This is a genomic window from Streptomyces sp. NPDC002574, assembly GCF_042889545.1.
Taxonomy (GTDB): Bacteria; Actinomycetota; Actinomycetes; order Streptomycetales; family Streptomycetaceae; genus Actinacidiphila.
Genome location: NZ_JBIARB010000017.1, coordinates 150,243 through 176,551, shown reverse-complemented (window position 1 = coordinate 176,551; position 26,309 = coordinate 150,243). Strand labels below are relative to the sequence as shown.

Genomic DNA, 26,309 nt, shown 5'->3' with positions numbered 1-26,309 from the left:
CTCTGGTCGACCGTCGGGCTCATCCAGCCGCTGCCGGCGCTGATCCACTGGTGGTGCGACAGCGCGACGTCACCGTCCGGCGCCGCCGGAGCGACATCCACCGCCGTGAACGTCTCCTGACGCAGCCGGCTCTTGCCGATCACCGTGTACGACGTGGTGGCGGTCAGCGCGGTACCGCCGGGATCGGCAGTTGCCGGCAGGGTCACCGTGAAGGCGAAGGTCGCGGAGTGGTGGGAGCGCAGCAGATCGGGCGCCTTGCCGATCGGACTGGCCGTCCAGCCGGCGGGCACCGCCGGCTCCACCCGCGGTGCGAGGACCGGCTGCGCACTGTCGTTGCGGACGGTGACCTCGACCCGGGCCTGGTCTCCGGCGGCCATCAGCGGGGCGGTACCGGCGGGCACCGCGTCGCCGTCGACCTGCGTCACCTGCGGCGGGCCGGCGACGACCTGCGCCACTCCGGCCGTCCACGTGGCCGCCCCGTACTGATAGGCGCCGGCGCTGGGCGCCGGGTCCGTGTACCCGTCGGTGGCCGGCGGGCGGACCAGCGCGTAGTTGCGGGCGGGCGACGTCGGTTCGAGGGTGAAGTCGTGCTCCGCCGGGTTCGTGAACTCGGGGCCCGCCGCCTGGGGAAGATTGTGGGTGGAGGACACTCCGTCCATGGTGTCGGCGTCACCGATGTTGTTGGCCACCTCGGTGTCCGCGTACGTGCCCGGGAAGAGGCTGACCGACTTGCGGTCGGTGCCACTGGTGTTGTTGTAGACCCGGTTGCCGGAGGTGCTGCCCCCGTTGGGGTTGATCAGCACGACACCGTAGGTGGTGCGGTTCCACGCCACGTTGTCGTACACGGTCGCGTTGTGGGTGGAAAGGTCCAGGTACACGCCCGGCGCGGGTGCGCTGGCCGAGAAGGGTGCCGCGTCGTGCAGGTGGTTGTGGTGGATCTCCGTCCCCGCGAGGTCGACCTGGCAGCAGACGTAGATCGCGCCGACGTCGACGACGAGGTTCCCGTAGTCCGACAGGTCGTTGTAGGCGATCTCGTGGCCGGAGGCCGTCGTCCCGGCGACCTTGTTGTCGATGTTGATGTCGCTGCGGCCGCTGTTGGTGACGGTGTTGTGCGTGATGGTCTGGTCGCTGCCGAGCACATTGATCCCCGCGGCGTAGCTGCCGCGGTAGTCGACGCGCGTGATGAGGGTGTTGGTCACCGTGTTGCCGGAGCCGGAGACCAGGACCCCGTTGCCGGCGCTGTAGTCGATCCTGCTGTTGCGCAGGGTGTTCGCGGTGCCCCGCAGGAGGATGCCGCTGGTGGTCTCACCGGCCGTCAGTACGTCGCAGGCGTCGGTCGCCGTGACCTTGCCCGGGTCGGCCTCCAGGTCCATGTAGTGGGAGACGTACCTGGCGTCGATGTCGTCGAGCACGTCGTGGGCCGAGGAGGCGGAGGTCTGGGCCGTGGCCGCGCGGATGCCGATGCCGACGACCGAGATGTAGGAGCGTCCCGACAGATCGATGGCGACGTTGCGCTGCTTGGCCTCGATCACATGGGTGGCCGGGCTGCCGCTGTCGGCCATCCATAGGTACAGCCTGTGCGTGGCGTCGTCGTAGAACCACTGGCCGGAGTGGCTGAAGGCCTGCAGCTTTCCGGTGAGTGAGTAGAGGTTCTGCTGGTTGGGGCTGAGGCCGACACAGGCGGGCAGTCCGGACGCCGTCACGGAGCCGACGCCGGAACCGGTGACCGTGCCGGTCTCGCTGACGAACCAGTTGTGGGAGGTGAGTCTTGCCCCGTCCCAGTACCCGGCGGGCTGGGTCAGCGCGGAGTCGTAGAGGGTGTCCGTCGTGCCCGAGTCCGCCGAGTTGTAGTGCGGGCGGGTCGGCTCGGTGCCGGGGTAGGGCCACTGGGCCTCGCCGAGCATGCGGCCGTCGACGAAGAGTTGATTGCCGGGGAGCTCCGGGTTCAGCGTCACACCGGTCCGGTAGATCTTGCCCGCGGCGGCGGCCGTGGAGAAGTCCGAGCCGTCCAGCGTCGGGTCGGCCGCCTGGAGCTCGTTCAGGTCCGAGGCGGTCACCGCCGACCATCGGGTGACCTTGTCGCTCCCGTCGATGACGACGTCCGCTCCCGGCGCGGCCCGGTAGGTGATCCGGGCGGAGGCGGTGCCACTGCGGGCGGGAGTGACGGTCTCCCGGTAGGTACCGGACGCGATCACACACGTGTCGCCGGCGACCGCGGTCGCCGCGCACTTCTGCACCGTACGGAAGGGGGACTTCGCGGTGCCGCGGTTCGCGTCGGAACCCGTGGTGCTCACGTAGCGGGTGGTACCCGCAGGCTGGGCCGATGCCGGCGCGGTCATCAACGCGGCCAGTGCCGACGCTGCGGCACCGAGGACGAGCACGCGACGTTTCCAGTCCATCTTGCTCCCATCGCCTATCGATAATCGGGATTCGCTGCCTCACTATAGGGCGTTGTTCGATCGCCGCGTAGGTGTTGCCGATCAATCGCCCGTCGGGGCGGGCTCGTTCGGCCGGGTCCCCCGTAAAGCCCGCCGCACCGGGTGCGGGACCCCGGGCACCGGGAGGTGCTGCGAAGATGCCGGCACGGAGTTCGACGACCCGGCCGACGTGAGCCGCGTGTGCACCGAGCGGCTCGGCGAGACGTCCGGCCGTCGGTTCGCCGCCATGGCGCGCCGCGGCTTCCGGCTGGTCCGCGCGACGGGCGACGCCCGGGCCACCGGGCGGTGCCGGCTCGGCGGGACCGCCCTGCTCGAGCCCGGCACACCGTGGCCCGCACACCACGGGATTCCCCTGTCCCTGCACGCCGTGCGGGACACGGATGCCCTCGCCGGGTGGCTGGGGGACGAACTGCCCGTACGGCCGGGCCTGCTGAACTTCTTCCATCCCGATCCGGATCTGCCGTACGACGCGTTCCGCGCACGGGACCTCTCCGGACCCGGCGCCGGCCGCGTGCTCCCCGCCGACCCGGCACGGGCGGTCGCGACGACCGCACCCGAACCGGCGAGAAGCTACCCCGCCGTGCCCCTCCACGCGGCCGGGGTGAGCATGCTCCCCGACTGCTGGGACGTCGAGGACGGCGACGTGGAGTTCGACAGGGACCGGCATTGGGGCGCGGCATCGCTCGTCCTCGACGCGATGGGCGATCTCGACGGCAACACCGCCGGCAGTCACCGCGCCTTCGGATGGCCGGACACCTCGTACACCATGAGGGTCACCTCCCGGGACGCCGACGGCCCCGCGGTCCACCTCCTCCAGCTCGCGGAGGAGGCGGACCTCGGATGGGGCAGGGGGGACGCGGGCACTTTGTACTTCACGATCCCGGTCGAGGCATGGCGGGCAGGGGCCTTCGGAAAGGCCGTGGCGCAGGTCCAGTGCTGCTGAGTGCCGCTCAGCGCCAGTCCTGCCCGCGCCCGGGCATACGGCCCGCGGCCAGCCGAAGCAGGACCAGCGCGTACGCGCAGAGCACGGCGACCCCGGCCCAGCCGGGAAGCGGGAAGTAGCCCGCCGACGGCGCGTAGTGCATGACGACCTGCGGGTACGCGACGGCGGTCTGCTGGACGGCGAAACCGGCGGCAGGTGTGAGCCGAAGGAGCCACTGCGCGAGCGCGTCGGGCAGCAGCGGGAAGGCGGTCACGCCGTAGGGCACCGCGACCAGCAGCAGGGCCGCGAGGATCGCCGCCCAGCCCCGGCGCAGCAGTACGCCGAGTGCGAAGGCGAGGATCGCGCAGAGGGCCAGGACCACGGCGGTGCCGGCCACCAGGCGGACTCCCGTGAGCACCGGGACCGGCTGCACCTGGATGCCGTTGCCGTGCAGGATCGCGCCGCCGGCAGGGACCACCGTGCCGACCGCGATCAGCCCGGTGACGAACACCGCCGCGGCGACGACCGCGGCCCGGGCGGCGAGGACACCCCGGGGCACCGTGTCCCGGCCGGCGCGGGCACCGTGACGGGCCGCGACGATCAGGACGACGAGCAGCGCGATGAACAGGCCCGCGGGCAGCATCCGTTCGACGGTGACCGCGCCGTCGGTCGGGCTCGGTCCGATGTCGCCGGTGCCGCTCACCGTGATGACACCGTCCCGCTCCGTGGAGCCGGAGGCGTGGTGGTACTTCTCCCAGTCGGTGTGGTTCATCCCGCCCACCGCGTCGCTGCGCCACGCGCCCCCGGCGGCGCCGGTCAGGTCGACGTGGTCGAAGACGCCCGTCGCCTGCGTGAAGCGGACCTCCTCGATGGCGCCGCCGAGGCCGACTTCGCGCAGCGTGAGGTCACCGGGGGACGTGGCGAAGAGCCCCACCTGCACGGTGTCCGGCAGTCCGTCGAGCCTCGCCGTCCCGACCGTGTGCCACCGCTTGCCGTCGGTCGACTCCTGGCCGGTGATGGTGTCGCCCGCCCGGGTCAGGCGGAGCCAGCGCGGGGCCTCCGCGGAGACACCGCCCGGGCCGCCGGCGATGTCGTGCCGGTAGGCGTACTGCATGTGCACGCCGTGCGTGCCGGTCATCATGAGCGCCGCATAGGAGGAGCCCCGCCGGACGCCGTCCTTGACGATGATCCCGGCCTTCGCCCAGGGGACAAGTCCGGGGACGATCTCGTCGTGGTCGGGCGGTGGATAGGTGATCGTCCCGTGCATGGAGGTCATCCGGACCGTGAGGCTGCCCTGCGGCCCCAGGTCCCGGTGCCGGAACCAGAACTGGTCGCTGACGGCCGTGCCGTCCGCGGCGACCGGACCGGACGGGCACGGCCCGTCGCACGAGGCGCGGTTGCCCGCGGCGTAGAGCAGGCCGAGGGCGATCACGGCGAGGGCCGCGGTCGCGAGCGCGACCAGGCGTGCGGGGCGGCGGAACGCGGTCCACTCGCGTCGGAGGAGTGTGTGGGCTGACATGCCGTCGGTTGTACGGAGCGGGGCGTGACACGGCCCGAACCTCCCCTGTCATGCCGCTGTTAGGTGCCGGGCGGCATGCTGGGGGCATGACCCTGCTGCGCACCGGCACCGTCGGTCTCCGGTTCACGATCCTGTACGCCGCCGCTTTCCTGGCCTCGGGCACCGGGCTGCTCGCGCTGACCTTCCTGCTGTCCGGCGGCAGGGTCACCCGCGCCGCCCCCGGCAACGACCCGGCGGCCCCGGACAGCCTCGCCGTCGCGCAGCAGCACATCCGCGCGCTCCAGGGCCAGCTCGCCGAGGGCAACGCTCAGCACTCCCGTCAGCTGCTGGTCGGCTCGCTGCTCGCGCTGGTCGTGATGGCGCTGGTCTCGCTGCTGATCGGCCGCACACTGGCGAGACGGGTGCTGCGGCCGCTGCGGTTGATCACCGCCGCCACCCGGCGGATCTCGGCGGACAACCTGGACCGGCGGCTGGCCGTGACCGGCCCGGCGGACGAGGTCAGGGATCTCGCCGAGACCATCGACGACCTGCTGGAGCGGCTGGAGGCGTCGTTCGCCGCCCAGCGCCGCTTCGTCGCGAACGCCTCGCACGAGCTGCGCACGCCGCTGACGACGATGCGGGCGTCGCTGGATGTCGCCGTGGCCAAGCCGGAGCCCGCCGCGTCGACCGTGGCTCTCGCGGGGCGGCTGCGGGGGCAGTTGGACCGGGTGGACCACCTGCTCGACGGGTTCCTCGTGCTGGCCCGGGCGCAGCACGGGGCGCTCGCCGGCGGCGTCGCGGTCGAACTGTCCGGCCTCGTCGGGCAGGCCGTCGCGGAGAGGGCCGCCGAGGCGGAGGCGAAGCGGCTGCGCGTGACGGTCGAGGCGCGCCCGGAGACGTGGACGCGGGGCAACCCGGCGATGCTCGCGCGGCTCGTGGGCAATGTCGTGGACAACGCCGTCGTGCACAACGAGGACGGCGGCTGGATACGCGTCCTCGTGTCCGGTGGGGAGGACGAGGGCGGGGCCGTCCGGTTCGTGGTGGAGTCCGGTGGTCCCGTGCTCGACCAGCGGGAAGTGGACCGGCTGGACCGGCCGTTCGAGCGCCTGGGCGCCGAGCGGACAGGGTCGTCCGGGCTCGGGCTGTCCATCGTGGCCGCCGTCGCGGAGGCGCACGGCGGGCGGCTCGACCTGCGGGCCCGCACGGAGGGCGGCCTGCGGGTGGCCGTGGCGCTGCCGGGCGCGGGGGCGGAGGTCCGGGCATGAGAGTGCTGGTCGTGGAGGACGCCCCGGACCTCGCCGAGGTCGTCGCCGAGGGGCTGCGCGATCAGGGGATGGCCGTCGACGTCGCGCACGACGGCCTGGCCGCCACCGAGAAGCTCGACGTGACGGCGTACGACGTGGTGCTCCTGGACCGGGACCTGCCGCGCATCCATGGCGACGTGCTCTGCCGGATGATCACCGAGCGGGTGGATCGCCCGATGGTGCTCATGCTCACCGCGGCCGACGCCCCCGGCGACCGGGTCAGCGGGCTGACGCTCGGCGCTGACGACTATCTGGCCAAGCCCTTCCACTTCCCGGAGCTGGTCCTCCGGGTCCGGGCGCTGGCCCGCCGCAAGCCGGACGCACGGCCGCTGATCGTGCGGGCGGCCGGGATCGAGCTGGACCCGGTACGCCGCACCGCTGTCCGCGACGGGCGCCGACTCGTGCTCTCGGTGAAGGAGTTCGCGGTCCTGGAGGCTCTGCTGCGGGCGAGTCCCGGGTTCCTGAGCGCCGAGGCGCTGCTCGAACAGGTCTGGGACGAGAACGCGGATCCCGTCACCAACACGGTGACGGTGACCGTCGGACGGCTGCGCCGCAAGCTCGGCGGGCCGCCGGTGGTCGTCACGACTCCCGGCGTCGGCTACCGCATCGCGTGAGGCAGGCCGACGAGCAGGTGGCCGCAGGCCGAACCCGGCACCCGAGGTTCGCCGATCGGCATGCTGTGCTCCAGGTCGAGCCGCCGGCCCCGGGGCGGGGTCGACGGCCGCTGCGGAAGGGCCCCTCGAAGAACGCCCGGATGTGTGCTTCGACACCCTCCGCACCCGTCAGCGCCGCACCGCTCATCCCGTGATGATCTCAGACGCGAGAGCATTGACAGGTATGCGTCAGTAAGGTTTCCTTTCAATCCGGTGGCCACCCCTGTCCCACACGTTCGGACGTTCTCCAACGATCGGAAGAGGTGACCCATGACGCGTACTCGCTTTCGCCTGGGCCTCGCGGCCCTCGGCGTCGCCGCGGCCACGCTGACCGCGACGGTCGGCATCGGCGCGACCGCATCGAACGCCGCCGGAGCCACGCAGGCCGTGGCGGCCGCGGGGCCGACCGCGTCCCAGCTGCTGGCCAAGGCGCAGAGCTGTACACCGGCCTCGAACGGCAAATACGCGACCGACGACGGCGAAGCGGCGACCGTGCAGATCTGCAAGAACGGTTCCGCGTACACCTGGACGTCGGACATGGACATCGACTGCGACGGTGTGGGCACGACGCACTGCAATGCCGCCACTGACCCGTGGTACCAGCCGCAGACGTCCTTCGAGACCTCCACCGGACAGCCCTTCACCTCCGAGACGACGCACTACTACGTCATTCCGCTGCCGAGCAGCCGCTTCAACTACCAGTCCGCCGGCATCTCCCCGGGCAGCGTGGCGGCCGTGGTCTACAACGGCAAGGTGGTGTACGCCACCTTCGCCGACGAGGGCCCGGACAACATCATCGGTGAGGGCTCGTACGCGCTGGCCACCGCGCTCGGCATCGACCCCAACCCCGCCACCGGAGGCACCGAGGGCCCGGTCACGTTCATCGTCTTCCCGGGCAAGGTGGCCAGCCCGATCGAGAGCAACACCGCCATCGACAACGTCGGGGCGTCCGCGGCCACCACCTGGGTCGGCGGCACCACCACGCCCCCCGGCGGCACGGGGCCGATCCGCTCCGGGTACGCCGGCAAGTGCGTGGACATCGCCGGAGGGGCCACCACCAACGGCACCGCGGTCCAGCTCTACGACTGCAACGGCACCGACGCCCAGAAGTGGACCGTCGGCAGCGACGGCACCCTGCGGGCACTCGGCAAGTGCATGGACGTCGTCGCCGCCGGTACCGCCAACGGCACCAAGGTGGACCTGTACGACTGCAACGGCACCGGTTCGCAGGTCTGGCAGAAGTCCGGCAGCACGCTGGTCAACCCGCAGTCCGGCAAGTGCCTGGACGCCACCGGGCCGAGCTCGGCCAACGGCACCCGGCTGCAGATCTGGACCTGCGCCGGCTCCACCAACCAGCAGTGGACGCTGCCTTCCTGACATCCCGCCAGATTCCGTCGGGCACGCGTGACAGCGGGGCCTCCCGTACAGCTCGGGGTCGTCGGGACCGTCGAGCACCCGGGAGGCCCTGTCCGCGCGGGCGGCCGCCGGCGCGTGCGCGGTGGCCCACGTCACACGGCCCACGCCGTCCCGACCGGGAAAACGGACCCAGCGGGTAAACTCGCGGGGAGCAGCGCCGTCGCCCGGGCGCCGGCGCCCGGCGCCGGCACGCACGACGCACCTGGCCCCGCACCGAAGGTGCGGGGCCGCCCGCTGCTGATCACTGTCTTGTCTTCGGCTCGTTCTGGCGACTTTCCGGCCGCACCGCTCCACCGGGAATCCCTCGATGCGTGCCCCGTCGAGGAAGGTTCCGCATGAACCGTTCGCCCCGTAACGACCACCGCTCGGGCGGCAAGGGCCGCCCCACGGCACCACAGGGCGAATTCGCGGCACCCCGGACGGTCACCCCCGGCCTCCCGCCGGTCACGGCGTTCGCCGAGCTGGAGCTGCCGTCGCCCCTGCTCAGGACCCTGACCGAGCTCGGAGTGGACGAGCCGTTCCCCATCCAGGCGGCCACGCTGCCGAACGCGCTGGCCGGCCGGGACGTCCTGGGCCGGGGGCGCACCGGCTCGGGCAAGACCCTGGCCTTCGGCCTGGCGCTGCTGGCCCGTACCGCCGGGCAGCGTGCCGAGCCCAAGCGGCCCCGGGCCCTGGTCCTGGTGCCCACGCGGGAACTGGCCCAGCAGGTCACGGAGGCCCTCACCCCGTACGCCCGGTCGCTGGACCTCAGGCTCGCGACCGTGGTCGGCGGCCTGTCGATCGGCCGGCAGGTCGGGGCGATCCGCGCCGGGGCGGAGGTCGTCGTCGCCACGCCCGGGCGGCTGAGCGACCTCGTCGCGCGCCGCGACTGCCATCTGGACCACGTGCGGATCACGGTCCTCGACGAGGCCGACCAGATGGCCGACCTGGGCTTCATGCCGCAGGTGACCGAGCTCCTGGACCAGGTGCGCCACGGTGGCCAGCGGATGCTGTTCTCCGCGACCCTCGACCGCAACATCGACGCCCTGGTCGACCGCTACCTGACCGATCCGGTGGTGCACTCGGTCGATCCCGCGGCCGCGACCGTCGTCGCCATGGAACACCACGTGCTGTACGTCCACGCCGCGGACAAGTTCGCGACCGCCACGGAGATCGCCGCACGGGACGGCCGGGTGATCATGTTCCTGGACACCAAGCACGCGGTGGACCAGTTCACCCGGCACCTGGAGGGTTCGGGGGTACCGGCGGCGGGGCTGCACAGCGGGAAGTCCCAGCCGCAGCGCACCCGGACGCTGGCCCGGTTCAAGGCCGGCGAGCTGACGACCCTGGTGGCGACCGACGTCGCCGCCCGCGGCATCCACATCGACGACCTGGACCTCGTGGTCAACGTCGATCCCCCCGCCGACGCCAAGGACTACCTCCACCGGGGCGGCCGGACCGCCCGGGCCGGCCGGTCCGGCACGGTGGTGACCCTGGTCACCTCCCACCAGCGCGGCGCCATGACCCGGCTGATGTCCGACGCGGGCATCCGCCCCACGATCACGCAGGTGCGCTCCGGCGAGGCGGCGCTGAGCCGGATCACCGGGGCTCAGGCCCCGTCCGGTGTCCCCGTCGCCGGCGCGGCACCCGTGAGCACGCCGGCACGCGGCAATGCCCCGTTCCGCGGCCTGGGTTCGCGCTCCGGGCGGGAGTCCCGCAAGGCGGCCGAGGCCCGCCAGATGGCCGCGGCCCGCGAGGCCGCCCGGATCCGCCGGGGCAAGTGACCGCGGGCGCACGGTGACACGCGCGTCACGGCCGGCGCGCTGACGACGACTCCCTGAGGACGGTGCGGTCTTGGCCTCGGACGCACGGCGCGATACGGTTTGGCGGATACGACGACGGCATGGCGGAAGCCGGTGAGAACCCGGCACGGTCGCGCCACTGTGAACCAGGCAGCCCCCAGAGGCAGGACGCCCGGTGAGTCAGACCCGCAGCCGACGTCCTGTGCACCACCGAGATGGGACGCGAACTCCCGAGGAGGACCTGCCATGGCGCAGCCTGTCGCCCAGCCGCCTGTCACCACCCCCGTCATCCCGGCCAAGCTGCCGCTGAAGGACATCGCCCCCTGGGCCGTCTTCATCGGCGTCCTCATGCTGATCCTCCTGTACTTCGTCGGCGCCGAGCAGGGCGCCACCTCCGTGGTCAACGGCGCGGACGTCCACGAGTGGGTGCACGACGCCCGTCACCTGCTCGGCTTCCCCTGCCACTGACGAGGACTCAGCACTCCCATGAACTCCGCAACCGTGAGGAACCTCCTCGTCCGCGGCATGCTCGCCGGCCTCGCCGCCGGTGTGTTCGCCCTGCTCGTCGCCTACTTCCTCGGTGAGCCCAGCGTCGACAACGCCATCGGCTTCGAAGAGGCGCACGCCCCGGCGCACGAGCACGAGGTCGAACTCGTCAGCCGCCACCTCCAGTCCACCGCCGGCCTGGCCACCGGCGTCCTCCTCTACGGCGTCGCCTTCGGCGGGATCGCCGCGCTGGCCTACTGCTTCGCGCTCGGCCGGGTCGGCCGCTTCTCTGCCCGTGCGACCGCGCTGCTGCTGTCGGGCTGCGCGCTGCTGGCGGTGTACGTCGTGCCGTTCCTCAAGTACCCGGCGAACCCGCCCTCGGTGGGCGACCCCGACACCATCGGCAAGCGCACCACCTTGTACTTCCTGATGATGCTGCTCAGTGTCCTGCTGGCGATCGGCGCCGTGATCCTCGGCAAGCGGCTCGCGCCCCGCGTGGGCAACTGGTACGCCACCGTGGTCGCCGTGGCGGCATTCGTCGTCGCCATCGGGCTGGCCTACGCCTTTCTCCCCGTCATCAACGAGGTGCCCGCGGACTTCCCGGCCGCCCTGCTGTGGCGGTTCCGGCTGTCCGCCCTCGCCATCCAGGTGACGCTGTGGGGCGGCTTCGGACTCCTCTTCGGCGAACTGGCACACCGCCTGCTGTCGCCCCGTCCCGCTCCGTCCCCGTCGGGCCGGACGGTCCCGGCGGCGAACTGAGGCACGACCGGTGAAGAGGGCCCGCGGAACCGTCCGCGGGCCCTCCCGCGTTTCCGCGGCCCGGCCGGGGCGGCCGGGAGGGACGCGGTGCGCGCCCTCCCGGCCGTCCCCGCGTTCAGGACGAGGAGAGTTCCGAGCGCACCGTACGGGCCGCCGCGACCAGGTTCTCCAGGGAGGCGCGCGTCTCGGCCCAGCCGCGCGTCTTCAGGCCGCAGTCGGGGTTGACCCACAACCGCTCGGCGGGGATGGCCTCGAGCCCCCTCCTCAGCAGGGCGGCCGCCTCGTCCACGCCGGGCACGCGCGGCGAGTGGATGTCGTAGACACCGGGCCCGGCCTCGCGCGGGTAGCCGTGCGAGGCGAGCTCGCGGGCGACCTGCATGTGGGACCGGGCGGCCTCCAGGCTGATGACGTCGGCGTCGAGGTCGTCGATCGCCGACACGATGTCACCGAACTCGGCATAGCACATGTGGGTGTGGATCTGGGTGTCGGGACGTACGCCACCAGTGGTCAGCCGGAACGCCTCGGTGGCCCACGCCAGGTACGCGGCGCGGTCGGCGGACCGGAGCGGCAGCGTCTCTCGCAGAGCGGGCTCGTCGACCTGGATCACCGAGGTCCCGGCCGCCTCCAGGTCGTCGACCTCGTCGCGCAGCGCCAGGGCGACCTGGCGGGCCGTGTCACCGAGGGGCTGGTCGTCGCGGACGAAGGACCAGGCGAGCATGGTGACCGGGCCGGTGAGCATGCCCTTGACCGGGCGGTCGGTGAGCGACCGCGCGTAGGTCGTCCACCGCACGGCCATGGGCTCCGGACGGGAGACGTCCCCGGCGAGGATCGGCGGGCGGACGTAGCGGGTGCCGTAGGACTGCACCCAGCCGTGCTGGGTGGCGAGGTAGCCGGTGAGCTGCTCGGCGAAGTACTGGACCATGTCGTTGCGTTCGGACTCGCCGTGCACGAGGACGTCGAGCCCCGTCTTCTCCTGGAAGGCGATGACCTCGGCGATCTCGGTCTTGATGCGCTCCTCGTACGCCGCCTCGCCGATCCGGCCGGCCCTCAGATCGGCCCGTGCCGTGCGGAGTTCCGCGGTCTGCGGGAAGGACCCGATGGTGGTGGTCGGCAGCAGCGGCAGGCCGAGGTGGGCGCGCTGGGCGGCCGCCCGCTCGGTGTACGGCTGGGAGCGGCGGGCGTCGGCGACGCCGACCGCCGCGGCCCGGGCCCGTACGGCGGGGTCGTGGGTGATGGGCGACGAAGCGCGGGATGCCAGGGCGGCGCGGTTGGCGGCGAGTTCCCCGGCGATGGCGTCGGTGCCCTGCCCCAGCCCCTTGGCGAGGGCCACGACCTCGGCCGTCTTCTGCCGCGCGAAGGCCAGCCAGCGCAGGATCTGCGGCTCGATGTCGCGCTCGGCCGCGGCGTCCAGCGGGACGTGGAGCAGCGAGCACGACGCGGCCACGTCGACCCGGTCCGCCAGCCCCAGCAGCGTGCCGAGGGTGGCGAGGGACTTCTCCAGGTCGTCGACCCAGATGTTGCGTCCGTTCACGACACCGGCCACCAGGCGCTTGCCGGGCAGTCCGCCGACCGCGGCGAGCCCTTCCAGGTTGGCGGCGGCCGTCTCGGTGAAATCGAGCGCGAGTCCCTCCACGGGTGCCTTGGCGAGCACCGGCAGCGCCTCGCCGAGCCGGTCGAAGTACGAGGCCACGAGGAGCTTCGGCCGGTCCTCCAGGGCGCCGAGGCGCCCGTAGGCGCGCTCCGCGGCGCCGAGTTCGAAGGCGGTGCGGTCCTGCACGAGGGCCGGCTCGTCGAGCTGGACCCAGCCGGCGCCCGCCGCGCGCAGGTCGGCGAGGAGCTCCGCGTACACCGGCAGCAGCCGCTCGAGGAGGGAGATCGGCTCGAAGTCCGCGGGCGCGTCCGGCGCGGGCTTGGCGAGCAGGAGGTAGGTCACCGGGCCGACGAGGACCGGCCGGGGGGTGAGCCCGAGGGCGAGCGCCTCCTTGACCTCCGCGACCTGCTTCGACGAGTCGGCGGTGAACACGGTGTCCGGGCCGAGCTCGGGAACGAGGTAGTGGTAGTTGGTGTCGAACCACTTGGTCATCTCGAGCGGCGCGGTGTCCCGGGTGCCGCGCGCCATCGCGAAGTAGCCGTCGAGCGCGTCCGCCGACACGGCCTCACGGTGCCGTGCGGGGACGGCGCCGACCATCACCGTGGTGTCCAGGACGTGGTCGTAGTACGAGAAGTCGCCGGTGGGCACCTCGTGGACGCCGGCTTGGGCGAGCTGCTGCCAGTTCGCGCGGCGCAGTTCGGCCGCGGTGTCCCGGAGGGCGTCGGCGGTGATGCGGCCCTTCCAGTACCCCTCGACGGCCTTCTTCAGTTCCCGGCCACCGCCCTGGCGGGGGTAGCCGTACACGGTGGCCCGTGCTGCCGCGGCTGCGGACGTCGTTGTCACGGATATCTCCTTCGCGAGATGACTCCCTGAGGTCCCGGGGACGGGGTGGGGGCGCGAAGGGAATACACACCGGTGAAAGCAGCACGCGCGGCGAGGCGCGTTCGTCCACCGGATATGTACGCCGACCCGCCCTCGAGGTCACCGGGATGTCCGCGCGCGTTCGGACGTGCGCGGGCAACGGGCAGGTCTTCGGACTCGCGGGCACGCCTGCCGGGGCAGACACCTACTGGCCGTCGCTTCCCAGACCCGGACGGGCCCAGTGCGTATGACGGCGGTCGTTCCCACTCACCGCTGCGGGGCAGTCCCGGACTCCCACCGGGTTCCCTCTTACGACGCATCCCGCCTGGCGGACGGGGCGAACCAGCTGCGCGTGCCAGCCTACGGGTCCTCACGTCCTCATGGGCGGCGGCGCTCACATTCCGGAACGGTGCGTCGGGGCGTGCGCGCCGCGCCAGGAGGCACCGTCGCGCTCCACGGCGCGGAGCAGGCGGCCGCCCGGGCTCGCGCCCCCTCAAGAGGACTCTTCAGCAGGGTCACTGGTGAACCGGGTGACGCCTGCGCAACACCCGTTCTGCCAGCAGGACATTGACGACAGCGGCGCACATCAGCGCCACCACGTTCAGCGTCGCACTGCCCGTGCTCAGCCAGGCGGCCTCCTCGCCGTCCGGCGCGGCGACGGGGAACCAGATCCCACCGACCGCCGAGATCAGCGCGTAACCCCCGTACATCACCGGCAGCGCGACGGCACCCGAGGGCAGGGTCAGCGCCACCGCCACCAGGTAGTAGGCCGCTTGCTCGTGGGCCGCCCCCGCAATGGCGAGGCCACCGATCAGCACCACGTACGCCGCTGCCGCGAATCTCCCGACCATGCGCTTCATCGTCCGCCCCCACCGTCTGCGCCTCTGCCCCGCACCATGGTAGAGCGGGCACGGCGCTTCCGGTCGTGCCGTCGCATCGCATCACGCCTCGACCGCCGGGTCCCGCCGCCCTCTCGGCACGGCGCCGGAATCCGGGAGGGGACGGAAAGGATCCGTCCGCCTCCTCGCACACGGGCCAGGGCCGGCCGTCGCGCCATGGGCCCGCAGGGAAGGACGAACAGCCAGTGGGCAACCACGACCTCCCCCGGGGCAGCGCACGGTCCAGGGCTGGCCCGTCCCGCACTACGGCCCCGTCCCCAGGTTCCGGCCCGAGCGCTGGAACCTGAAGGTCTTCGGCGCCACCGCCGGCGGCGAGGTGCGCACTCTGGACTTCGAGGAGTTCACCACCCTCCCCCGCACCTCGGTCACGGCCGATCTGCACTGCGCGTCGGGAACCACCTCCACCGGCCACGAATGGTTCGGAGTGGCCGCCGGCACGCTGCTGGAGCTGGCGCCATCGGCGCGGGACGCCACGCATGTCATGGCGTGGGCGGAGTACGGCTACAGCGCCAACCTCCGGCTCGCGGACTTCACCTCCGCCCGGACCGTCCTGGCCACGCACCGCAACGGGTACCAGCTCACCGCCGAGCACGGGTTCCCGGTCCACCTGGTCGTACCGCACCTGTACAGCTGGAAGGGTCCCAAGTGGCTCCGCGGCATCGAGTACATGACCGCCGACCGCCGCGGCATCTGGGAGGAGCGGGGCTACCACAACCTCGCCGACCCCTGGAGGGAGCAGCGCCACTCCTACCAGGAGGAGGACGGCGACGGTCCGCCCCTGTGAGCCGCGCCGGCGACACGGCAGGGTGACGTCAACGTCCGCGCACCGGGCGACAGGGACGCGTCATCGGAGGCCTCCGGTGCACCCTGGGGAGCACCAACGGTGACATGATGGCTACGCGGTGCCCGGATGCGCTGGTCACCGCCCCTGGCGACCTCCCCGGGCAGGGGCCGGGGAGAACGGTCCTGCCCCGGGGACGGAAAGGCTCGTGGTGCGGGAAAGTCGTGGGATGCGGCAGGCGGCGGTCCTCGATGTCGGCTGCCACAGCGCTCTGTTGACGGTGGTGCGGCGGTCGGAGGACGGCGAGCTGGAGCCGGTGCTCTCCCGCAAGGTGCGGTTGGGACTGCACCAGAGCCTCGGCCCGGAGGGCCGGTTGCGGCGGTCGGGCGTCAGGACCGTGGAGGAGGCCGTGGCCGAGGTGGTCGCCGCCTACCCCCGGCTCAGGCTCCCGGAGGTCTTCGCGTTCGCCACCTCCGTCATCCGGGACGCGCCCAACTGCGAGGACGTCATCGACCGGGTGGCGGACAGCACCGGTGTACGGCTGCGGGTGCTGTCCGGTGAGGAGGAGGCGCGGCTCGCCTATGCGGCGGCCCGCCGCTGGGCGGGTCCCGGCGACGGCCCGCTGCTCGTGCTGGACGTCGGCGGCGGCACCGTGGAGATCGCCTCCGGCACCGGCACCCGTCCCCGCACGGTGCACTCGCTGCCGCTGGGCGCCCGCACCGTCACCCGGAAGCACCTGCCCGGCGGCACCGCGCCTTCCGAGGGGCATCTGGCCGAGGTGCGGAAGGAACTGCGCCGGTACCTGGGCACGGTGCCCGGGCTGCCCCGCGCCGAGCCGGGCGGCCGGGTCCTGGCCTGCTCCAAGACCTTCACCCAGCTCGCCCGGCTCGCCGCCGCCCGGAACGGGCCCGCGCGCACCGCGGGGCGCCTGACCCTGCCCGCGCTGCGGGACGCCATCACCCTGCTGGCCGCCGCGAGCCCTCAAGGCCGCGACAAACTCCCCGGCATCTCCGCGCACCGCGCCGAGCAGTCCCTGGCCGGGGCACTCGTGGCCGAGGCCCTGATGGAGGCCTGCGAGGCGGACAGCGTGACGATCTGCCCCTGGTCCACCCGCGAGGGGCTCCTGCTCGAACGCCTCGGCAACCCCTCCACCAGGCGTTCATGACCCCACCAGCTCGGCCGGCACCGCATCGGGATGGGCGAGTCCGAGGTGGTCGCGCAGCGTGCTGCCCTCGTAGTCGGCGCGGAAGACGCCCCGTTCCTGGAGCCGCGGGACGACGGTGCCGGCGAAGGCGTCCAGGCCCCCGGGGTGATGCGCGGGACGAGGATGAAGCCGTCGGCGGCGTCCGCCCGCACGAAGTCGTCGATGGTCGCGGCGACCGTCGCGGGCAGCCCACGAAGGACCACCGGTTGCCGGTCTCGACAACCAGGTCGGCGATCGACCTTTTGCCGGCGGCGCCGGCTCCCGCCATTCGTGCGCGGTGGTCAGGGGGTCCCGGTACATGGGCACTTGTGCCCGCCCGCGGGCGACAGTGAGCCCTCTGCGACCGGTGGACCGGACGTGTCGTCAGCAACCGCACTCCCGACATCTTCCGCGACCTCGCGGGCCGTCCCGGCGACGCCGCACGCGGTCCCGTGCCCGCGACGCGCGCCGCGGCGCAAGGCGCCGCCGCCCCGCCGCCGGCCGACCGCGCCAAGGCGCTGGAGGGGCTGCGGGCCGCGCCCCGTACGAGCGCCTCCTTGCCTAGGTGCGCCATCTCGCGCACCAGCACGCGGCCTTCAGGCCTCCTCGGCCGGAAGGGCGTACAGCCCTGGAAGGTTGACCACGATCGCCTCCTGGGTGCTGCGGGCGATGACGACCACGGCCTCGTCCGCGGGGTCGGGGTTCTCCTCCCGGTGCGGCACGTACGGCGGGACGAAGATGTAGTCGCCCGGTGAGGTGCGCAGCCGCACCTCACCGGGCTCCTCGCCGGAGTCGTCGAGGAAGACGAACTCGGGGTGCCCGCTCACCACGTAGATGGCGGTCTCGGACTCGCCGTGGTGGTGGTCGGAGGACGACGTCGCGGGGGCCACATGGGTCTGGCCCATCCACAGCTTCTCGGACCCCACCGTCCGCCCGCTGACGGCGGCGAATCTGCGCATCCCGCCGGTCTGCGCCGTCCCGTCGTCCAGGGAGTCCGCGCGGACGTGGTGGAGCCGGGTGCGCAGGGGTGTCGCCCCGTGCCCGGAGGTGTCGTGGAGATGGGGGTGGAAGCCCTCACCGGGGGTTGTCGACGGCTCGCTCATGGCCGGGACGGTAGGGCCGTCGCGAAAAGGCTGTCAAGAAGTGTCCATTGGCCTTCACCTGCGGCAATACTCCCGCAATGTGGTGAGGGAGCCGCCGGGGCCCCGGCGGGCGCCGACCGGTCGGGCATGATGGGGGCATGCATATCTCCGCGAAGGCGGACTACGCCGCGCGGGCCCTCCTGGAGCTCGCCCGTGAACCCGCCCGCCCCCTGACGTGCGAATCGATCGCCTCCTCGCAGCAGATCCCGTTCCGGTTCCTGAAGTCCGTCGTGGGCGAGTTGCGCAAGGCCGGGCTGGTACGCAGTCAGCGCGGTTGCGAGGGCGGCTACTGGCTCGGCCGTCCCGCCGGGGAGATCACCCTCCTGGACGTCGCGCTCGCCGTCGACGGCGAGTTGATCACCTTGCGGGGCGAGCCGCCGGCCGGGCTCGACTATCCCGGCGCCGCCTCGGGGCTGCCCGGAGTGTGGCGCCAGGTGGAGGCGAGCGCGGCGGCGATACTCGGCGGCGTGACCCTGCTGTCGCTGCTGCCGGCGGGCGCCGGGGACGTGCCGGCGCGAAGGGGAGCCGCGTGACGGCCGAACCGCCCCCGCCCGCGCTGGAGGTGGTCGAGTACACCGATCCGCTGTGCCCGTGGGCCTGGGGTTCCGAGCCCGTCTTCCGCAGGCTGCGGGCGGCGCTGGCCGGGCGGGTCCGGTGGCGCCGGGTGTACTGCCTGCTGTTCGACCTCGACGACGACCCGGCGCCCGACTCCGCCGCGGAGACCGCCTGGTACGCGGGCTACGTCGAGGGGATCGGCACGCACACCCGGGCGCCGCGGGCACTCCGGCTGAGCCGTGTGGCGGCGAGTTCCTGGCCGTCCTCGCTGACGGCCAAGGCCGCCGAACTCCAGGGACCCGAGGTGGCCGAACGAGTACTGCGCCGACTGCGGGAGACCGTCTTCGTCCTGGGGGAACCGGCGGACACGCCCGCTCTCGCGCTGTCCGCCGCAGGCGGCGTGCCGGGTCTGGACCTGGAGCGGCTGTCGGCCGACGCGGCGTCCGCCGGGGTGCTGGAGCGGTTGCGCGCCGACCGTGCCGAGGCGCGTCGCCCGCTGCCCGAGGTGCTGTCGCCGGCGGGCCGGTCGCCGCACCCCGGCGCCGCCAAGGAGACGGGCGACGGCGGGTACCGCTACGCGCTGCCGACGCTGCTGGTCCACGCCCCGGCCGGACATCGCGTGGTGCCGGGGTGGCGGTCCTACGAGGAGTACGCCGCGGCCGTCGACGCGTTGTGCCCCGGGGCGGCCGCCGGCCGGGCGCCGCTGTCGCCGTCGCGCGCGCTGCGGCACTACCGGAGCCTGACCGATCCGGAGCGGGAACTGCTGGCGGAAGGATCCTGGCCCCCGCGGGAGGCGGTCCGGGTGGACACCGGGAACGGCCCCTTGTGGCTGCATCCCGAGGAGGCCGCAGTGCACCCGGCGACCCGCGGCGGCGCACACGGCGCGTCCTGACCGTCCCTGACGGAGGCTCACGTTTTCGTCCCGCCCAATGAGACACCAATTGGTGTCTATTGACAGCCGTTCGCGGCGCTCGCCAGGATGTGCAGCATGCTCACGACGCACCCCGGTGTGGTGTGCCGCTACGTGGACCTGCGGCGCACCTCCAGCGCTCTCTGTCGCTGACCGACCGCCGCCCACGGGCCACAGGCGCCTGACCGTTCCCGTCAGCGCGGGCCCTCCCGCCGCACGGCCGTCACGGGCGCCCGCCGCCCGCGCCACCGCCTTCGCGCTCCGCCGCCTCCCCTCGTCCTCCTCCAGGTGAGCCCCCGCGTACCCGCCGACGCCCTGCCCTGAGCGCGGCGTGCCCGACGTGTGCATCCGAGCCCGCGTCGGCACGTCCGTACGGGCACGGGCCGGCGTCCGGCGCGGGTGCGAACCACGCCCGCCGCCGCGCTCCCGCCCGCCCTGAGACGGGCCGGGGCCCCTCGCAGAAAGCCGTGACATGACCGGACCACTCACGCCCCGCCGCCGCCCAGGACCCGCTCAGCGAACCCCCCGGGTACCGGGCCGGCTGCGTGCCGCCGCCCTCAGCACCGCCCTCGTCTGCGTGCTCGCCCCCGGCCTCAGCGCGTGCGGCGACGGCGCGGGCGCCGCGACCGGCGGCGCCACGCTGAAGTGGGCCTCCTCCTACTTCCCCGCGCACTGGGACCCGGTGGTCTCCGGCAGCGGTGCCCAGTTCCGCGAACTCGCCCTCGTCTACGCCTCGTTGACACGCACGGACGAGAACGGCGAGGCCGTCCCGGACCTCGCCAGGAGCTGGGAGTACAACGACAAGGGCGACGAGATCACCTTCCATCTGCGCCCCGGCCTGACGTTCAGCGACGGCGAGCCGGTCGACGCCGCCGCGGTCAAGGCGGCCGTCGAGCGGGCGCAGAAGCAGCAGAACTCGGCGCTCTTCGGCGACCTGACCTCGATCGGGTCGGTGGACGCCGAGGGACTGGACGCGGTCGTCCACCTCACCCAGGTCGACTACCAGATACCCCAGTTGCTCGGTCAGCGCGTCCTGCAGATCGCCAGCCCCAAGGCGGCCGCGCATCCGGAGAAGCTGGACCAGGATCCGGTCGGCGCGGGGCCGTTCGTCGTCGAGCGGCTGATCCCCGGCACCAAGGTCCTGCTCAGGAAGAACCCGGACTACTGGGACGCGAAGAACATCCACATCGACGACGTGGAGCTGGTCTCGGCCCCCGACGCGTCGACGGTCGTCTCCGGACTGCAGACCGGCGTCTACAACTTCGCCGACATCAAACCGAGTCAGGCGGACGCCGCCAAGAAGGCCGGCCTCGACGTCTTCGTCCAGCCCGGCTTCAACGCGTCCAACATCAGCCTCAACATCAACAAGCCGCCGTTCGACGACGACAAGGTCGTCGACGCCGTCCGCTACGCCATCGACCGCAAGGAGTTCGTGGACAAGCTGACCTTCGGCTACGGCGAGGCGACCGACCAGCCCTTCCCGAAGGGCTACGTGGCCTACGACCCGCGGTCGGAGAACACCTACCCGTACGACCCAGCGAAGGCGAAGCGGTTGCTCGCCGAGGCGGGTCACCGGCCAGGCGACATCAAGCTCGACCTGGTCATCCCGGCGGAGGACCCGCAGGCCGAGATCGTGCAGTCGCAGCTGGCCGCCGTCGGCATCACCGTCACCATCAGGATCGACAAGAACTGGGCCACCCCGTTCTTCGCCAAGGACCTGACGTTCTCGCTCTACGGCACCACCGGACGGGACTCCGCCGCGCAGACCCTCACCGCCCACTTCGGCCCCGACGGTCCGCTCAACCTCAGCTCGCCCTACGAGCCGGCCGGCTTCGAGGCGGCCGTCGCCAAGGTCCGCCGGACCCCGCTGGACGCGCCGGACTACGCGGAGACGCTCCAGGCGGCGACCCGGGCGGGCCTTCGGACCAAGGCGCTGGTCTTCACCTACTCGTCCCCGAACCTCTTCGCCAAGAGCAGGTCGATATCCGACCTGCCGAAGAACCCGGCCCACCTCGACTGGACCGGCGTGACCATCTCCGGCCGCGGCTGACCTCCGTCCACCACATGAAGGGGGCAACCTCATGACGACGACCGCGGTACCGGTCACCTCTGCCCGCCGTCGCGGCGTGGCCGCGATCAGGGTGCGGCAGGCCGTGAGCCGCAGCCTGACGGCCCTCGCCCGCTCGATCGCGATCTTCGTGCCCGTGTTCCTGGTCGCGACGTTCGTGACGTTCGCGCTGCGGTCGCTGAGCGGCCTCAGCCCGGCGCGGATCCAGCTGGGCGAGGAGGCGACGCCCGAGGCGATCGCCAGGGTCGAGGCCCACTGGGGGCTGAACCGGCCGTTCCTCGTGCAGTACTGGGACTGGTTCACCGGCATCCTGCACGGCCGGCTCGGCACCAGCTGGACCAATGGCGCCGACATCTCCACCCTCATCGGGCTCGGCCTCGGCGTCAGCCTCTCGGTCGCCACGTTCGCTCTGATCATCGGCGTGACCGTGGGCTTCACCCTCGGCACGGTCGCGGCGCTGCGCAGCACCACCTGGATCGACCGCGCCATCACGGGCTTCGTCACGGTGATCTCGGTGATGCCCGCCTTCGTGGTGGGCATCGTGCTGGTCTCCGTCCTCGCCGTCGGACTGCACCTGTTCCCCTCCGCCGGGTACGTCCCGGCGGAGCAGGGCATCGGCCCGTGGCTCGCCCACATCACCCTCCCCGCCGTCGCGTTGAGCTTCGACGTCGTCGCCGACGTCGCCCGCCAACTGCGCGCCGGCCTGATCGCCGCCTACCGCGAGAACTACGTCACCGGCGCGGTGGTGCGGGGCCTGGGCCCACGGCGGGTCTTCTTCGGCCACGTGCTGCGCAACGGCATCGGACCGGCGCTCGCCACCCTCGGCCTGAAGTTCCCGGCGCTGGTCGGTGCCTCCGTCGTCACGGAGTGGATCTTCGGCCTGCAGGGCTTCGGCAGGTTCGCCAACGACTCCGCCCAGGCGGGCGACGTGCCCGCCGTGCAGGGGGTCCTCGTGGTGTCGATCGTCCTGGTCGTCGCCTTCAACCTGATCGTCAACCTGGTGCTGGCCCGTGTGACGCCGGCCGCCCAGCGGGGGGTGTGATGTGACCATGGTGCGCCGCGTCCTCGCCCTCACCTCCGGCCGGATCGCCGTGACCGTCCTCGCCGTGATCGCGCTGCTGGCGGTCCTCGGTCCGGTCCTGGCTCCCGACGATCCCCTGGCCACCAGCGACAACACGCTCGCGGGCGCCTCGTTCGCCCACTGGCTGGGCACCGACTACCTCGGCCGTGACGTGCTGAGCCGGCTCCTCGCCGGCTCCCGCGTCAGCGTCCTCGGTTCGCTGGAGGTCGCGCTCACCGCCCTGGTGGCCGGTGCGATCCCCGGCATCCTGTCGGTGCACCTCGGCCGGGTCTTCGAGTGGACCACCCTCCGCCTGGCCGACACCCTGGTCGCCCTGCCGTTCCTGCTGTTCGCCGTCGCCGTGATCGCCCTCCTGGGCAACGGCATCACCCAGGCCATGCTGGTGACAGGCGCTCTGGTGTCGCCGCTGTTCTACCGGGTGGCCCGCGCCGCCACCCTCGCCGTGGCCCGCTCGCCCTACGTGGAGGCGGCGCTGATCTCCGGTGCCTCCGTCGGCTGGATCGTCCGCCGGCACGTCTGGGTCAAGGTCCTCCCGCCCCTCGCGGTCGCGCTCGCCCAGACCGTCGGCCTCGGATTCGTCATCGTGTCGAGCCTGACGTTCCTCGGCATCGGCGTCCAGCCACCCGCGCCGACCTGGGGCGGACTGCTCGCCTACGACCTGGGCTACCTCAGTCACCAGCCGTGGGCGCCCCTGGCACCCGCCCTGCTGATCATGGTCGCCGTCTGGGCCGGCAACCAGCTCGCCGACGCGATCCGCGACGTCTCCGGCGAGGCGGGGCGCGCACTGGTCAACGACCGCAAGGCCCGCGCCAATCGCCTGGGCGCCACCGGAGGTGCGCGATGACGACTGTGTCCGAGAACGTCGTTCCCGACCGGGCCAGGAGTGCCGCGCCCGGTGACACGGCAGAGGAAGCGGCCGCCCCGGCGTCGCCGGTGCTGTCCGTCCGCGACGTGCGCATCAGGGACCAGGCCGGCGACCGCGAGATCGTCCGCGGAGTGAGCTTCGAGCTCACCCCCGGCAGGGCGGTCGGCATCGTCGGCGAGTCCGGCAGCGGAAAGACCCTCACCTGCCGTGCCGCGCTGGGCATCCTGCCCCCGCACTTCGAGGTGACCGGCGGATCGATCGAGATCCTCGGCACCGACATCGCGACCCTGGCACCCCCGCAGTGGACGGCCCTGCGGGGTGCCACGATCAGCGCGGTCTTCCAGGACCCCGCCTCCTATCTCAACCCGTCGATCCGGGTCGGTCCGCAGATCGCCGAGGTGGTCCGGGCCAAGAAGGGGCTGAAGCGGCGCGAGGCGCGCCACCGTGCCGTCGAACTGCTGCGGGCGGTGCGACTGCGCGACCCGGAACTCGTGTACAGCCAGTACGCCCACGAGCTCTCCGGAGGCATGCTCCAGCGCGTCCTGATCGCGGCCGCGATCGCCGCGGACCCGCGGATCCTCATCGCCGACGAGGCGACGACCGCCCTCGACGTCACCGTCCAGGCCGAGATCCTCGACCTCCTCGCCGAACTGCGGGAACGGACCGGACTGGCCCTCGTCCTGGTCTCCCACGACCTGGCCGTCGTCGCCCAGCTGTGCGACGAGGTACTGGTCCTGCGCGACGGCCGGGTCGTCGAGCAGGGCCCGACGCACACGGTGCTCCACGACCCGCGGCACGACTACACCCGGCTGCTCGTCGCCGAGCACCGGCAGTACGGCCTCGACACGTTCCTCACGCCCGAGGAGGACGCATGACCACAGCAGCCGGCGACGGCGCGAACCCCGTCCTTGAGGTCACCGGACTCCAGGTCCACTACGGCCTGCGCCGCGGGCGCCGACGGGCCCTGCACGACATCTCGTTGAGTGTCGCGCCCGGCGAGACCGTCGGTGTCATCGGCGAGACCGGATCGGGCAAGACCACCCTCGCCCGGGCCGTGCTCGGCCTGGTGCACGCCTCGGCGGGCTCCGTCGTCGTCGACGGCGAGGACGTCAGGACCCACGGCCGGCGGCAATGGCGCGACCTGCGCCGCCGGGGCGTCGTCCAGTACGTCTTCCAGGACCCGCTGCGCAGCCTCGACCCGGACGTCACCATCGAGGACTCCCTGGCCGAACCACTGCTCCTGCAAGGGGTCCCCCGCTACGCCGCGGCCGAGCGGGTGCGCGCCTTCCTGCCCCGTGTGCGCCTGGACGAGGAGTTGCTGGACCGGCTGCCCGGCGAGCTCTCCGGCGGCCAGCGCCAGCGGGTGGCGATCGCCCGCGCCCTGGTCACCGGCCCGCGCCTGGTCATCCTGGACGAGCCGGTCAGCGCCCTGGACTCGGCCAACCGCGTGCAGATCCTGGAGATCCTGAAGGAACTGCGCGCCTCCGGCGTGGCCCTGGTCTTCATCTCCCACGACCTCGGCTCCGTGGCCGGCGTCTGCGACCGCGTCGCCGTGCTCCACCAGGGCGAACTGGTCGAGGTCGGCACGGCCCGCGACGTCATCGGCCGCCCTCGGCACCCCTACACGCGCCTGCTCGTCGGCTCCGCGCCCACACTGCGCTCCTCCCCGACGGACCGCGCCGAACGCGAAGCCCTGCGCGCCCTCCTCAACGCCTGAGCCCACGACAGACAGGAAGAAACCACCATGTCCCGCAGGATCCACCTCGCACTGCACCCCTACGGCGTCGGCGGCCCCGGCCAGCACGGCCTGTGGAGGGACGCGCGCGTCGCCAAGAACGCCAGCATCGACATCAACTACTACATCGCACAGGCCAAGGCGGCGGAACACGCCCTCTTCGACGCGCTGTTCATCGTCGACAGCCAGTTCATCAACGCCACCTACCCGGCCCACTACCTCAACCGGCTGGAACCGCTCACCCTGCTGTCGGCGGTCGCCACGCACACCCGCCGCATCGGCCTGGTCGGCACCGCGAGCTCGACGTACAACTCCCCGTTCAACCTCGCCCGCCGCTTCGCCTCCCTCGACCACATCAGCGGCGGCCGCGCCGGCTGGAACGTCGTGACCAGCTTCGACACCGGCACCTCCCGGAACTTCGGGTTCGACGAGCACCTCGACTACGCCACCCGGTACGGCCGCGCTCTGGAGTTCGTCCAGGTGGCCCGCGGTCTGTGGGACTCGTACGAGGACGACGCCTTCCCGGCGGACGTGGACCGCGACCTCTTCCTCGACCCGGCCAAGCTGCACGCGCTCGACCACGTCGGCGAGCACTTCAAGGTCGCCGGCCCCCTCAACCTGTCCCGGTCGCCCCAGGGCCAGCCCGTGATCTTCCAGGCCGGGGTCTCCGAGGAGGGGCGCGACCTGGCCGCGCAGGTGGCCGAGGGCATCTACGCGCCCGGCGGCTCACTGGAGCAGGCCCACGACTACTACACCGACATCAAGCGGCGCACGGCGTCGTACGGCCGCGACCCCGACCACATCAAGATCTTCATCCACGGCAGCCCGGTCGTCGCCGCCACCGACGGGGCCGCCCGGCGCCGCGAACGGGAGATCTTCGAGGAGGACAACGACTTCGACCGCAACCTCGCGCTGCTCGGCCGCTCCTTCGGCGCGTACGACTTCAGCGCGCACGACCTCGACGCGCCCTTCCCGGACGTGGCCCACCTCGCCGAGAAGGGCGGCAGGACCGGCGCCGCCCGGATCATCGAACGGGCCAGGACCGAGAACCTCACCCTGCGCCAAGTCGCCGACTCCGTGAACGAGTTCCGCGCCACGCCCTTCGTCGGCGACCCGCGGACCGTCGCCGACACCGTCGAGCGGTGGTTCCGGGCGGGCACCTTCGACGGCATCAACCTGGCCTTCCGCACCACCGACGAACTCGAGCTCTTCGTCGACGGCGTCGTCCCGGTCCTGCAGCAGCGCGGCCTGTTCCGCACCGAGTACGAGGCCGACACCCTGCGCGGCAACCTCGGCCTGCCGGTCCCGGCCAACCGCCACACCGCGGAAGGCCGGCTCGCGGGCGGCCTCCTCGACGACCTCGTCACCTCCTGAGGGCCGG

General features: G+C 72.6%; 21 protein-coding genes, 2 pseudogenes and 2 riboswitches. Of the genes and pseudogenes, 17 read left to right on the top strand and 6 right to left on the bottom strand.

Annotation, left to right across the window (positions count from 1 at the left end; genetic code table 11):
- A partial coding sequence (locus tag ACFYXS_RS34150) for a right-handed parallel beta-helix repeat-containing protein (RefSeq protein WP_389255360.1) occupies nucleotides 1-2,294 on the bottom strand: 2,294 nt, incomplete at its 3' end.
- A 313-nt stretch (nucleotides 2,295-2,607) separates the two neighbouring features.
- On the opposite strand from ACFYXS_RS34150, the gene ACFYXS_RS34145 reads away from it, so the two are divergent.
- Nucleotides 2,608-3,381: a DUF1963 domain-containing protein gene (locus tag ACFYXS_RS34145; protein WP_389255358.1), complete on the top strand. Its 774-nt coding sequence runs from the start codon at nucleotides 2,608-2,610 to the stop codon at nucleotides 3,379-3,381.
- A 7-nt stretch (nucleotides 3,382-3,388) separates the two neighbouring features.
- Here ACFYXS_RS34145 and ACFYXS_RS34140 read toward each other — a convergent pair whose 3' ends face one another.
- A complete protein-coding gene (locus tag ACFYXS_RS34140) occupies nucleotides 3,389-4,879 on the bottom strand; it encodes a hypothetical protein (protein WP_389255356.1) in 1,491 nt (496 codons plus the stop codon).
- Between the two features lie 86 nt (nucleotides 4,880-4,965).
- On the opposite strand from ACFYXS_RS34140, the gene ACFYXS_RS34135 reads away from it, so the two are divergent.
- The 6 genes from ACFYXS_RS34135 (at nucleotide 4,966) to ACFYXS_RS34110 (ending at nucleotide 11,257) form a co-directional block, all read left to right on the top strand.
- Nucleotides 4,966-6,123, top strand: a complete 1,158-nt coding sequence (locus ACFYXS_RS34135) for a sensor histidine kinase (RefSeq protein WP_389255354.1) — start codon at nucleotides 4,966-4,968, stop codon at nucleotides 6,121-6,123.
- A complete protein-coding gene (locus tag ACFYXS_RS34130) occupies nucleotides 6,120-6,776 on the top strand; it encodes a response regulator transcription factor (RefSeq protein WP_389255352.1) in 657 nt (218 codons plus the stop codon). Before ACFYXS_RS34135 ends, ACFYXS_RS34130 begins: the two co-directional genes overlap by 4 nt.
- 309 nt (nucleotides 6,777-7,085) lie before the next feature.
- Nucleotides 7,086-8,192: a ricin-type beta-trefoil lectin domain protein gene (locus ACFYXS_RS34125; protein ID WP_389255350.1), complete on the top strand. Its 1,107-nt coding sequence runs from the start codon at nucleotides 7,086-7,088 to the stop codon at nucleotides 8,190-8,192.
- 374 nt (nucleotides 8,193-8,566) lie between these two features.
- A complete protein-coding gene (locus ACFYXS_RS34120) occupies nucleotides 8,567-9,994 on the top strand; it encodes a DEAD/DEAH box helicase (protein WP_389255348.1) in 1,428 nt (475 codons plus the stop codon).
- Nucleotides 9,995-10,118: 124 nt separating this feature from the next.
- A riboswitch (cobalamin riboswitch) is annotated at nucleotides 10,119-10,198 on the top strand.
- A gap of 60 nt (nucleotides 10,199-10,258) precedes the next feature.
- Complete coding sequence (locus ACFYXS_RS34115; RefSeq protein ID WP_389255346.1) at nucleotides 10,259-10,480, top strand: CbtB domain-containing protein; 222 nt, start codon at nucleotides 10,259-10,261, stop codon at nucleotides 10,478-10,480.
- An 18-nt stretch (nucleotides 10,481-10,498) separates the two neighbouring features.
- Complete coding sequence (locus tag ACFYXS_RS34110; protein WP_389255344.1) at nucleotides 10,499-11,257, top strand: CbtA family protein; 759 nt, start codon at nucleotides 10,499-10,501, stop codon at nucleotides 11,255-11,257.
- A 115-nt stretch (nucleotides 11,258-11,372) separates the two neighbouring features.
- Here ACFYXS_RS34110 and metE read toward each other — a convergent pair whose 3' ends face one another.
- Together metE and ACFYXS_RS34100 are read right to left on the bottom strand one after the other, a co-directional pair.
- Nucleotides 11,373-13,691 carry a 5-methyltetrahydropteroyltriglutamate--homocysteine S-methyltransferase gene (metE, locus tag ACFYXS_RS34105; protein ID WP_389255342.1) on the bottom strand — a complete coding sequence of 773 codons (2,319 nt, stop codon included), beginning with the start codon at nucleotides 13,689-13,691 and terminating at the stop codon, nucleotides 11,373-11,375.
- A 183-nt stretch (nucleotides 13,692-13,874) separates the two neighbouring features.
- Nucleotides 13,875-14,021, bottom strand: a riboswitch (cobalamin riboswitch).
- A gap of 203 nt (nucleotides 14,022-14,224) precedes the next feature.
- Nucleotides 14,225-14,560, bottom strand: a complete 336-nt coding sequence (locus tag ACFYXS_RS34100; protein ID WP_389255340.1) for a hypothetical protein — start codon at nucleotides 14,558-14,560, stop codon at nucleotides 14,225-14,227.
- A 202-nt stretch (nucleotides 14,561-14,762) separates the two neighbouring features.
- Here ACFYXS_RS34100 and ACFYXS_RS34095 point away from each other — a divergent pair.
- Both ACFYXS_RS34095 and ACFYXS_RS34090 read left to right on the top strand, forming a co-directional pair.
- A pseudogene (locus tag ACFYXS_RS34095) lies at nucleotides 14,763-15,392 on the top strand (molybdopterin-dependent oxidoreductase); the annotation flags it as partial.
- 226 nt (nucleotides 15,393-15,618) lie between these two features.
- On the top strand, nucleotides 15,619-16,554 hold the full coding sequence (locus ACFYXS_RS34090) for a Ppx/GppA phosphatase family protein (RefSeq protein WP_389255338.1): 936 nt from the start codon (nucleotides 15,619-15,621) through the stop codon (nucleotides 16,552-16,554).
- Here the strand turns inward: ACFYXS_RS34090 and ACFYXS_RS34085 are convergent.
- Nucleotides 16,549-16,920: pseudogene (locus tag ACFYXS_RS34085) on the bottom strand (F420-dependent methylene-tetrahydromethanopterin reductase); the annotation flags it as partial. The gene ACFYXS_RS34090 and the pseudogene ACFYXS_RS34085 sit on opposite strands and share 6 nt — an antisense overlap.
- 248 nt (nucleotides 16,921-17,168) lie before the next feature.
- The gene (locus ACFYXS_RS34080) at nucleotides 17,169-17,675 is read right to left on the bottom strand and encodes a cupin domain-containing protein (RefSeq protein ID WP_389255336.1); all 507 of its coding nucleotides are present in this window, start codon (nucleotides 17,673-17,675) and stop codon (nucleotides 17,169-17,171) included.
- A gap of 137 nt (nucleotides 17,676-17,812) precedes the next feature.
- Here ACFYXS_RS34080 and ACFYXS_RS34075 point away from each other — a divergent pair, with 137 nt between their 5' ends.
- The 8 genes from ACFYXS_RS34075 to ACFYXS_RS34040 all read left to right on the top strand — a co-directional run bounded on the left by ACFYXS_RS34075 (nucleotide 17,813) and on the right by ACFYXS_RS34040 (nucleotide 26,302).
- Nucleotides 17,813-18,247 carry an RrF2 family transcriptional regulator gene (locus tag ACFYXS_RS34075; RefSeq protein WP_389255334.1) on the top strand — a complete coding sequence of 145 codons (435 nt, stop codon included), beginning with the start codon at nucleotides 17,813-17,815 and terminating at the stop codon, nucleotides 18,245-18,247.
- The gene (locus ACFYXS_RS34070; RefSeq protein WP_389255332.1) at nucleotides 18,244-19,161 is read left to right on the top strand and encodes a DsbA family protein; all 918 of its coding nucleotides are present in this window, start codon (nucleotides 18,244-18,246) and stop codon (nucleotides 19,159-19,161) included. The genes ACFYXS_RS34075 and ACFYXS_RS34070 overlap by 4 nt, the downstream gene beginning before the upstream one ends.
- A gap of 490 nt (nucleotides 19,162-19,651) precedes the next feature.
- Complete coding sequence (locus ACFYXS_RS34065) at nucleotides 19,652-21,229, top strand: ABC transporter substrate-binding protein (RefSeq protein ID WP_389255330.1); 1,578 nt, start codon at nucleotides 19,652-19,654, stop codon at nucleotides 21,227-21,229.
- Nucleotides 21,230-21,260: 31 nt separating this feature from the next.
- The gene (locus ACFYXS_RS34060; protein WP_389255328.1) at nucleotides 21,261-22,289 is read left to right on the top strand and encodes an ABC transporter permease; all 1,029 of its coding nucleotides are present in this window, start codon (nucleotides 21,261-21,263) and stop codon (nucleotides 22,287-22,289) included.
- A gap of 7 nt (nucleotides 22,290-22,296) precedes the next feature.
- Nucleotides 22,297-23,172 carry an ABC transporter permease gene (locus ACFYXS_RS34055; protein ID WP_389255326.1) on the top strand — a complete coding sequence of 292 codons (876 nt, stop codon included), beginning with the start codon at nucleotides 22,297-22,299 and terminating at the stop codon, nucleotides 23,170-23,172.
- The gene (locus tag ACFYXS_RS34050) at nucleotides 23,169-24,068 is read left to right on the top strand and encodes an ABC transporter ATP-binding protein (RefSeq protein ID WP_389255324.1); all 900 of its coding nucleotides are present in this window, start codon (nucleotides 23,169-23,171) and stop codon (nucleotides 24,066-24,068) included. The genes ACFYXS_RS34055 and ACFYXS_RS34050 overlap by 4 nt, the downstream gene beginning before the upstream one ends.
- Nucleotides 24,065-24,910: an ABC transporter ATP-binding protein gene (locus ACFYXS_RS34045; RefSeq protein ID WP_389255322.1), complete on the top strand. Its 846-nt coding sequence runs from the start codon at nucleotides 24,065-24,067 to the stop codon at nucleotides 24,908-24,910. The genes ACFYXS_RS34050 and ACFYXS_RS34045 overlap by 4 nt, the downstream gene beginning before the upstream one ends.
- Before the next feature lie 27 nt (nucleotides 24,911-24,937).
- Nucleotides 24,938-26,302, top strand: coding sequence for an NtaA/DmoA family FMN-dependent monooxygenase (locus ACFYXS_RS34040; protein WP_389255320.1), 1,365 nt, complete (start codon nucleotides 24,938-24,940; stop codon nucleotides 26,300-26,302).
- Nucleotides 26,303-26,309 lie beyond the last annotated feature (7 nt).

Bases quoted from the DNA above. Each gene is read 5' to 3' on its own strand.
- ACFYXS_RS34140 (WP_389255356.1), bottom strand. From the start codon at position 4,879: ATGTCAGCCCACACACTCCTCCGACGCGAGTGGACCGCGTTCCGCCGC.
- ACFYXS_RS34125 (WP_389255350.1), top strand. From the start codon at position 7,086: ATGACGCGTACTCGCTTTCGCCTGGGCCTCGCGGCCCTCGGCGTCGCC.
- ACFYXS_RS34130 (WP_389255352.1), top strand. From the start codon at position 6,120: ATGAGAGTGCTGGTCGTGGAGGACGCCCCGGACCTCGCCGAGGTCGTC.
- ACFYXS_RS34120 (WP_389255348.1), top strand. From the start codon at position 8,567: ATGAACCGTTCGCCCCGTAACGACCACCGCTCGGGCGGCAAGGGCCGC.
- ACFYXS_RS34115 (WP_389255346.1), top strand. From the start codon at position 10,259: ATGGCGCAGCCTGTCGCCCAGCCGCCTGTCACCACCCCCGTCATCCCG.
- ACFYXS_RS34060 (WP_389255328.1), top strand. From the start codon at position 21,261: ATGACGACGACCGCGGTACCGGTCACCTCTGCCCGCCGTCGCGGCGTG.
- ACFYXS_RS34050 (WP_389255324.1), top strand. From the start codon at position 23,169: ATGACGACTGTGTCCGAGAACGTCGTTCCCGACCGGGCCAGGAGTGCC.
- ACFYXS_RS34065 (WP_389255330.1), top strand. From the start codon at position 19,652: ATGACCGGACCACTCACGCCCCGCCGCCGCCCAGGACCCGCTCAGCGA.
- ACFYXS_RS34075 (WP_389255334.1), top strand. From the start codon at position 17,813: ATGCATATCTCCGCGAAGGCGGACTACGCCGCGCGGGCCCTCCTGGAG.
- ACFYXS_RS34080 (WP_389255336.1), bottom strand. From the start codon at position 17,675: ATGAGCGAGCCGTCGACAACCCCCGGTGAGGGCTTCCACCCCCATCTC.
- ACFYXS_RS34100 (WP_389255340.1), bottom strand. From the start codon at position 14,560: ATGGTCGGGAGATTCGCGGCAGCGGCGTACGTGGTGCTGATCGGTGGC.
- ACFYXS_RS34110 (WP_389255344.1), top strand. From the start codon at position 10,499: ATGAACTCCGCAACCGTGAGGAACCTCCTCGTCCGCGGCATGCTCGCC.
- ACFYXS_RS34045 (WP_389255322.1), top strand. From the start codon at position 24,065: ATGACCACAGCAGCCGGCGACGGCGCGAACCCCGTCCTTGAGGTCACC.
- ACFYXS_RS34090 (WP_389255338.1), top strand. From the start codon at position 15,619: ATGCGGCAGGCGGCGGTCCTCGATGTCGGCTGCCACAGCGCTCTGTTG.
- ACFYXS_RS34055 (WP_389255326.1), top strand. From the start codon at position 22,297: ATGGTGCGCCGCGTCCTCGCCCTCACCTCCGGCCGGATCGCCGTGACC.
- ACFYXS_RS34135 (WP_389255354.1), top strand. From the start codon at position 4,966: ATGACCCTGCTGCGCACCGGCACCGTCGGTCTCCGGTTCACGATCCTG.
- ACFYXS_RS34040 (WP_389255320.1), top strand. From the start codon at position 24,938: ATGTCCCGCAGGATCCACCTCGCACTGCACCCCTACGGCGTCGGCGGC.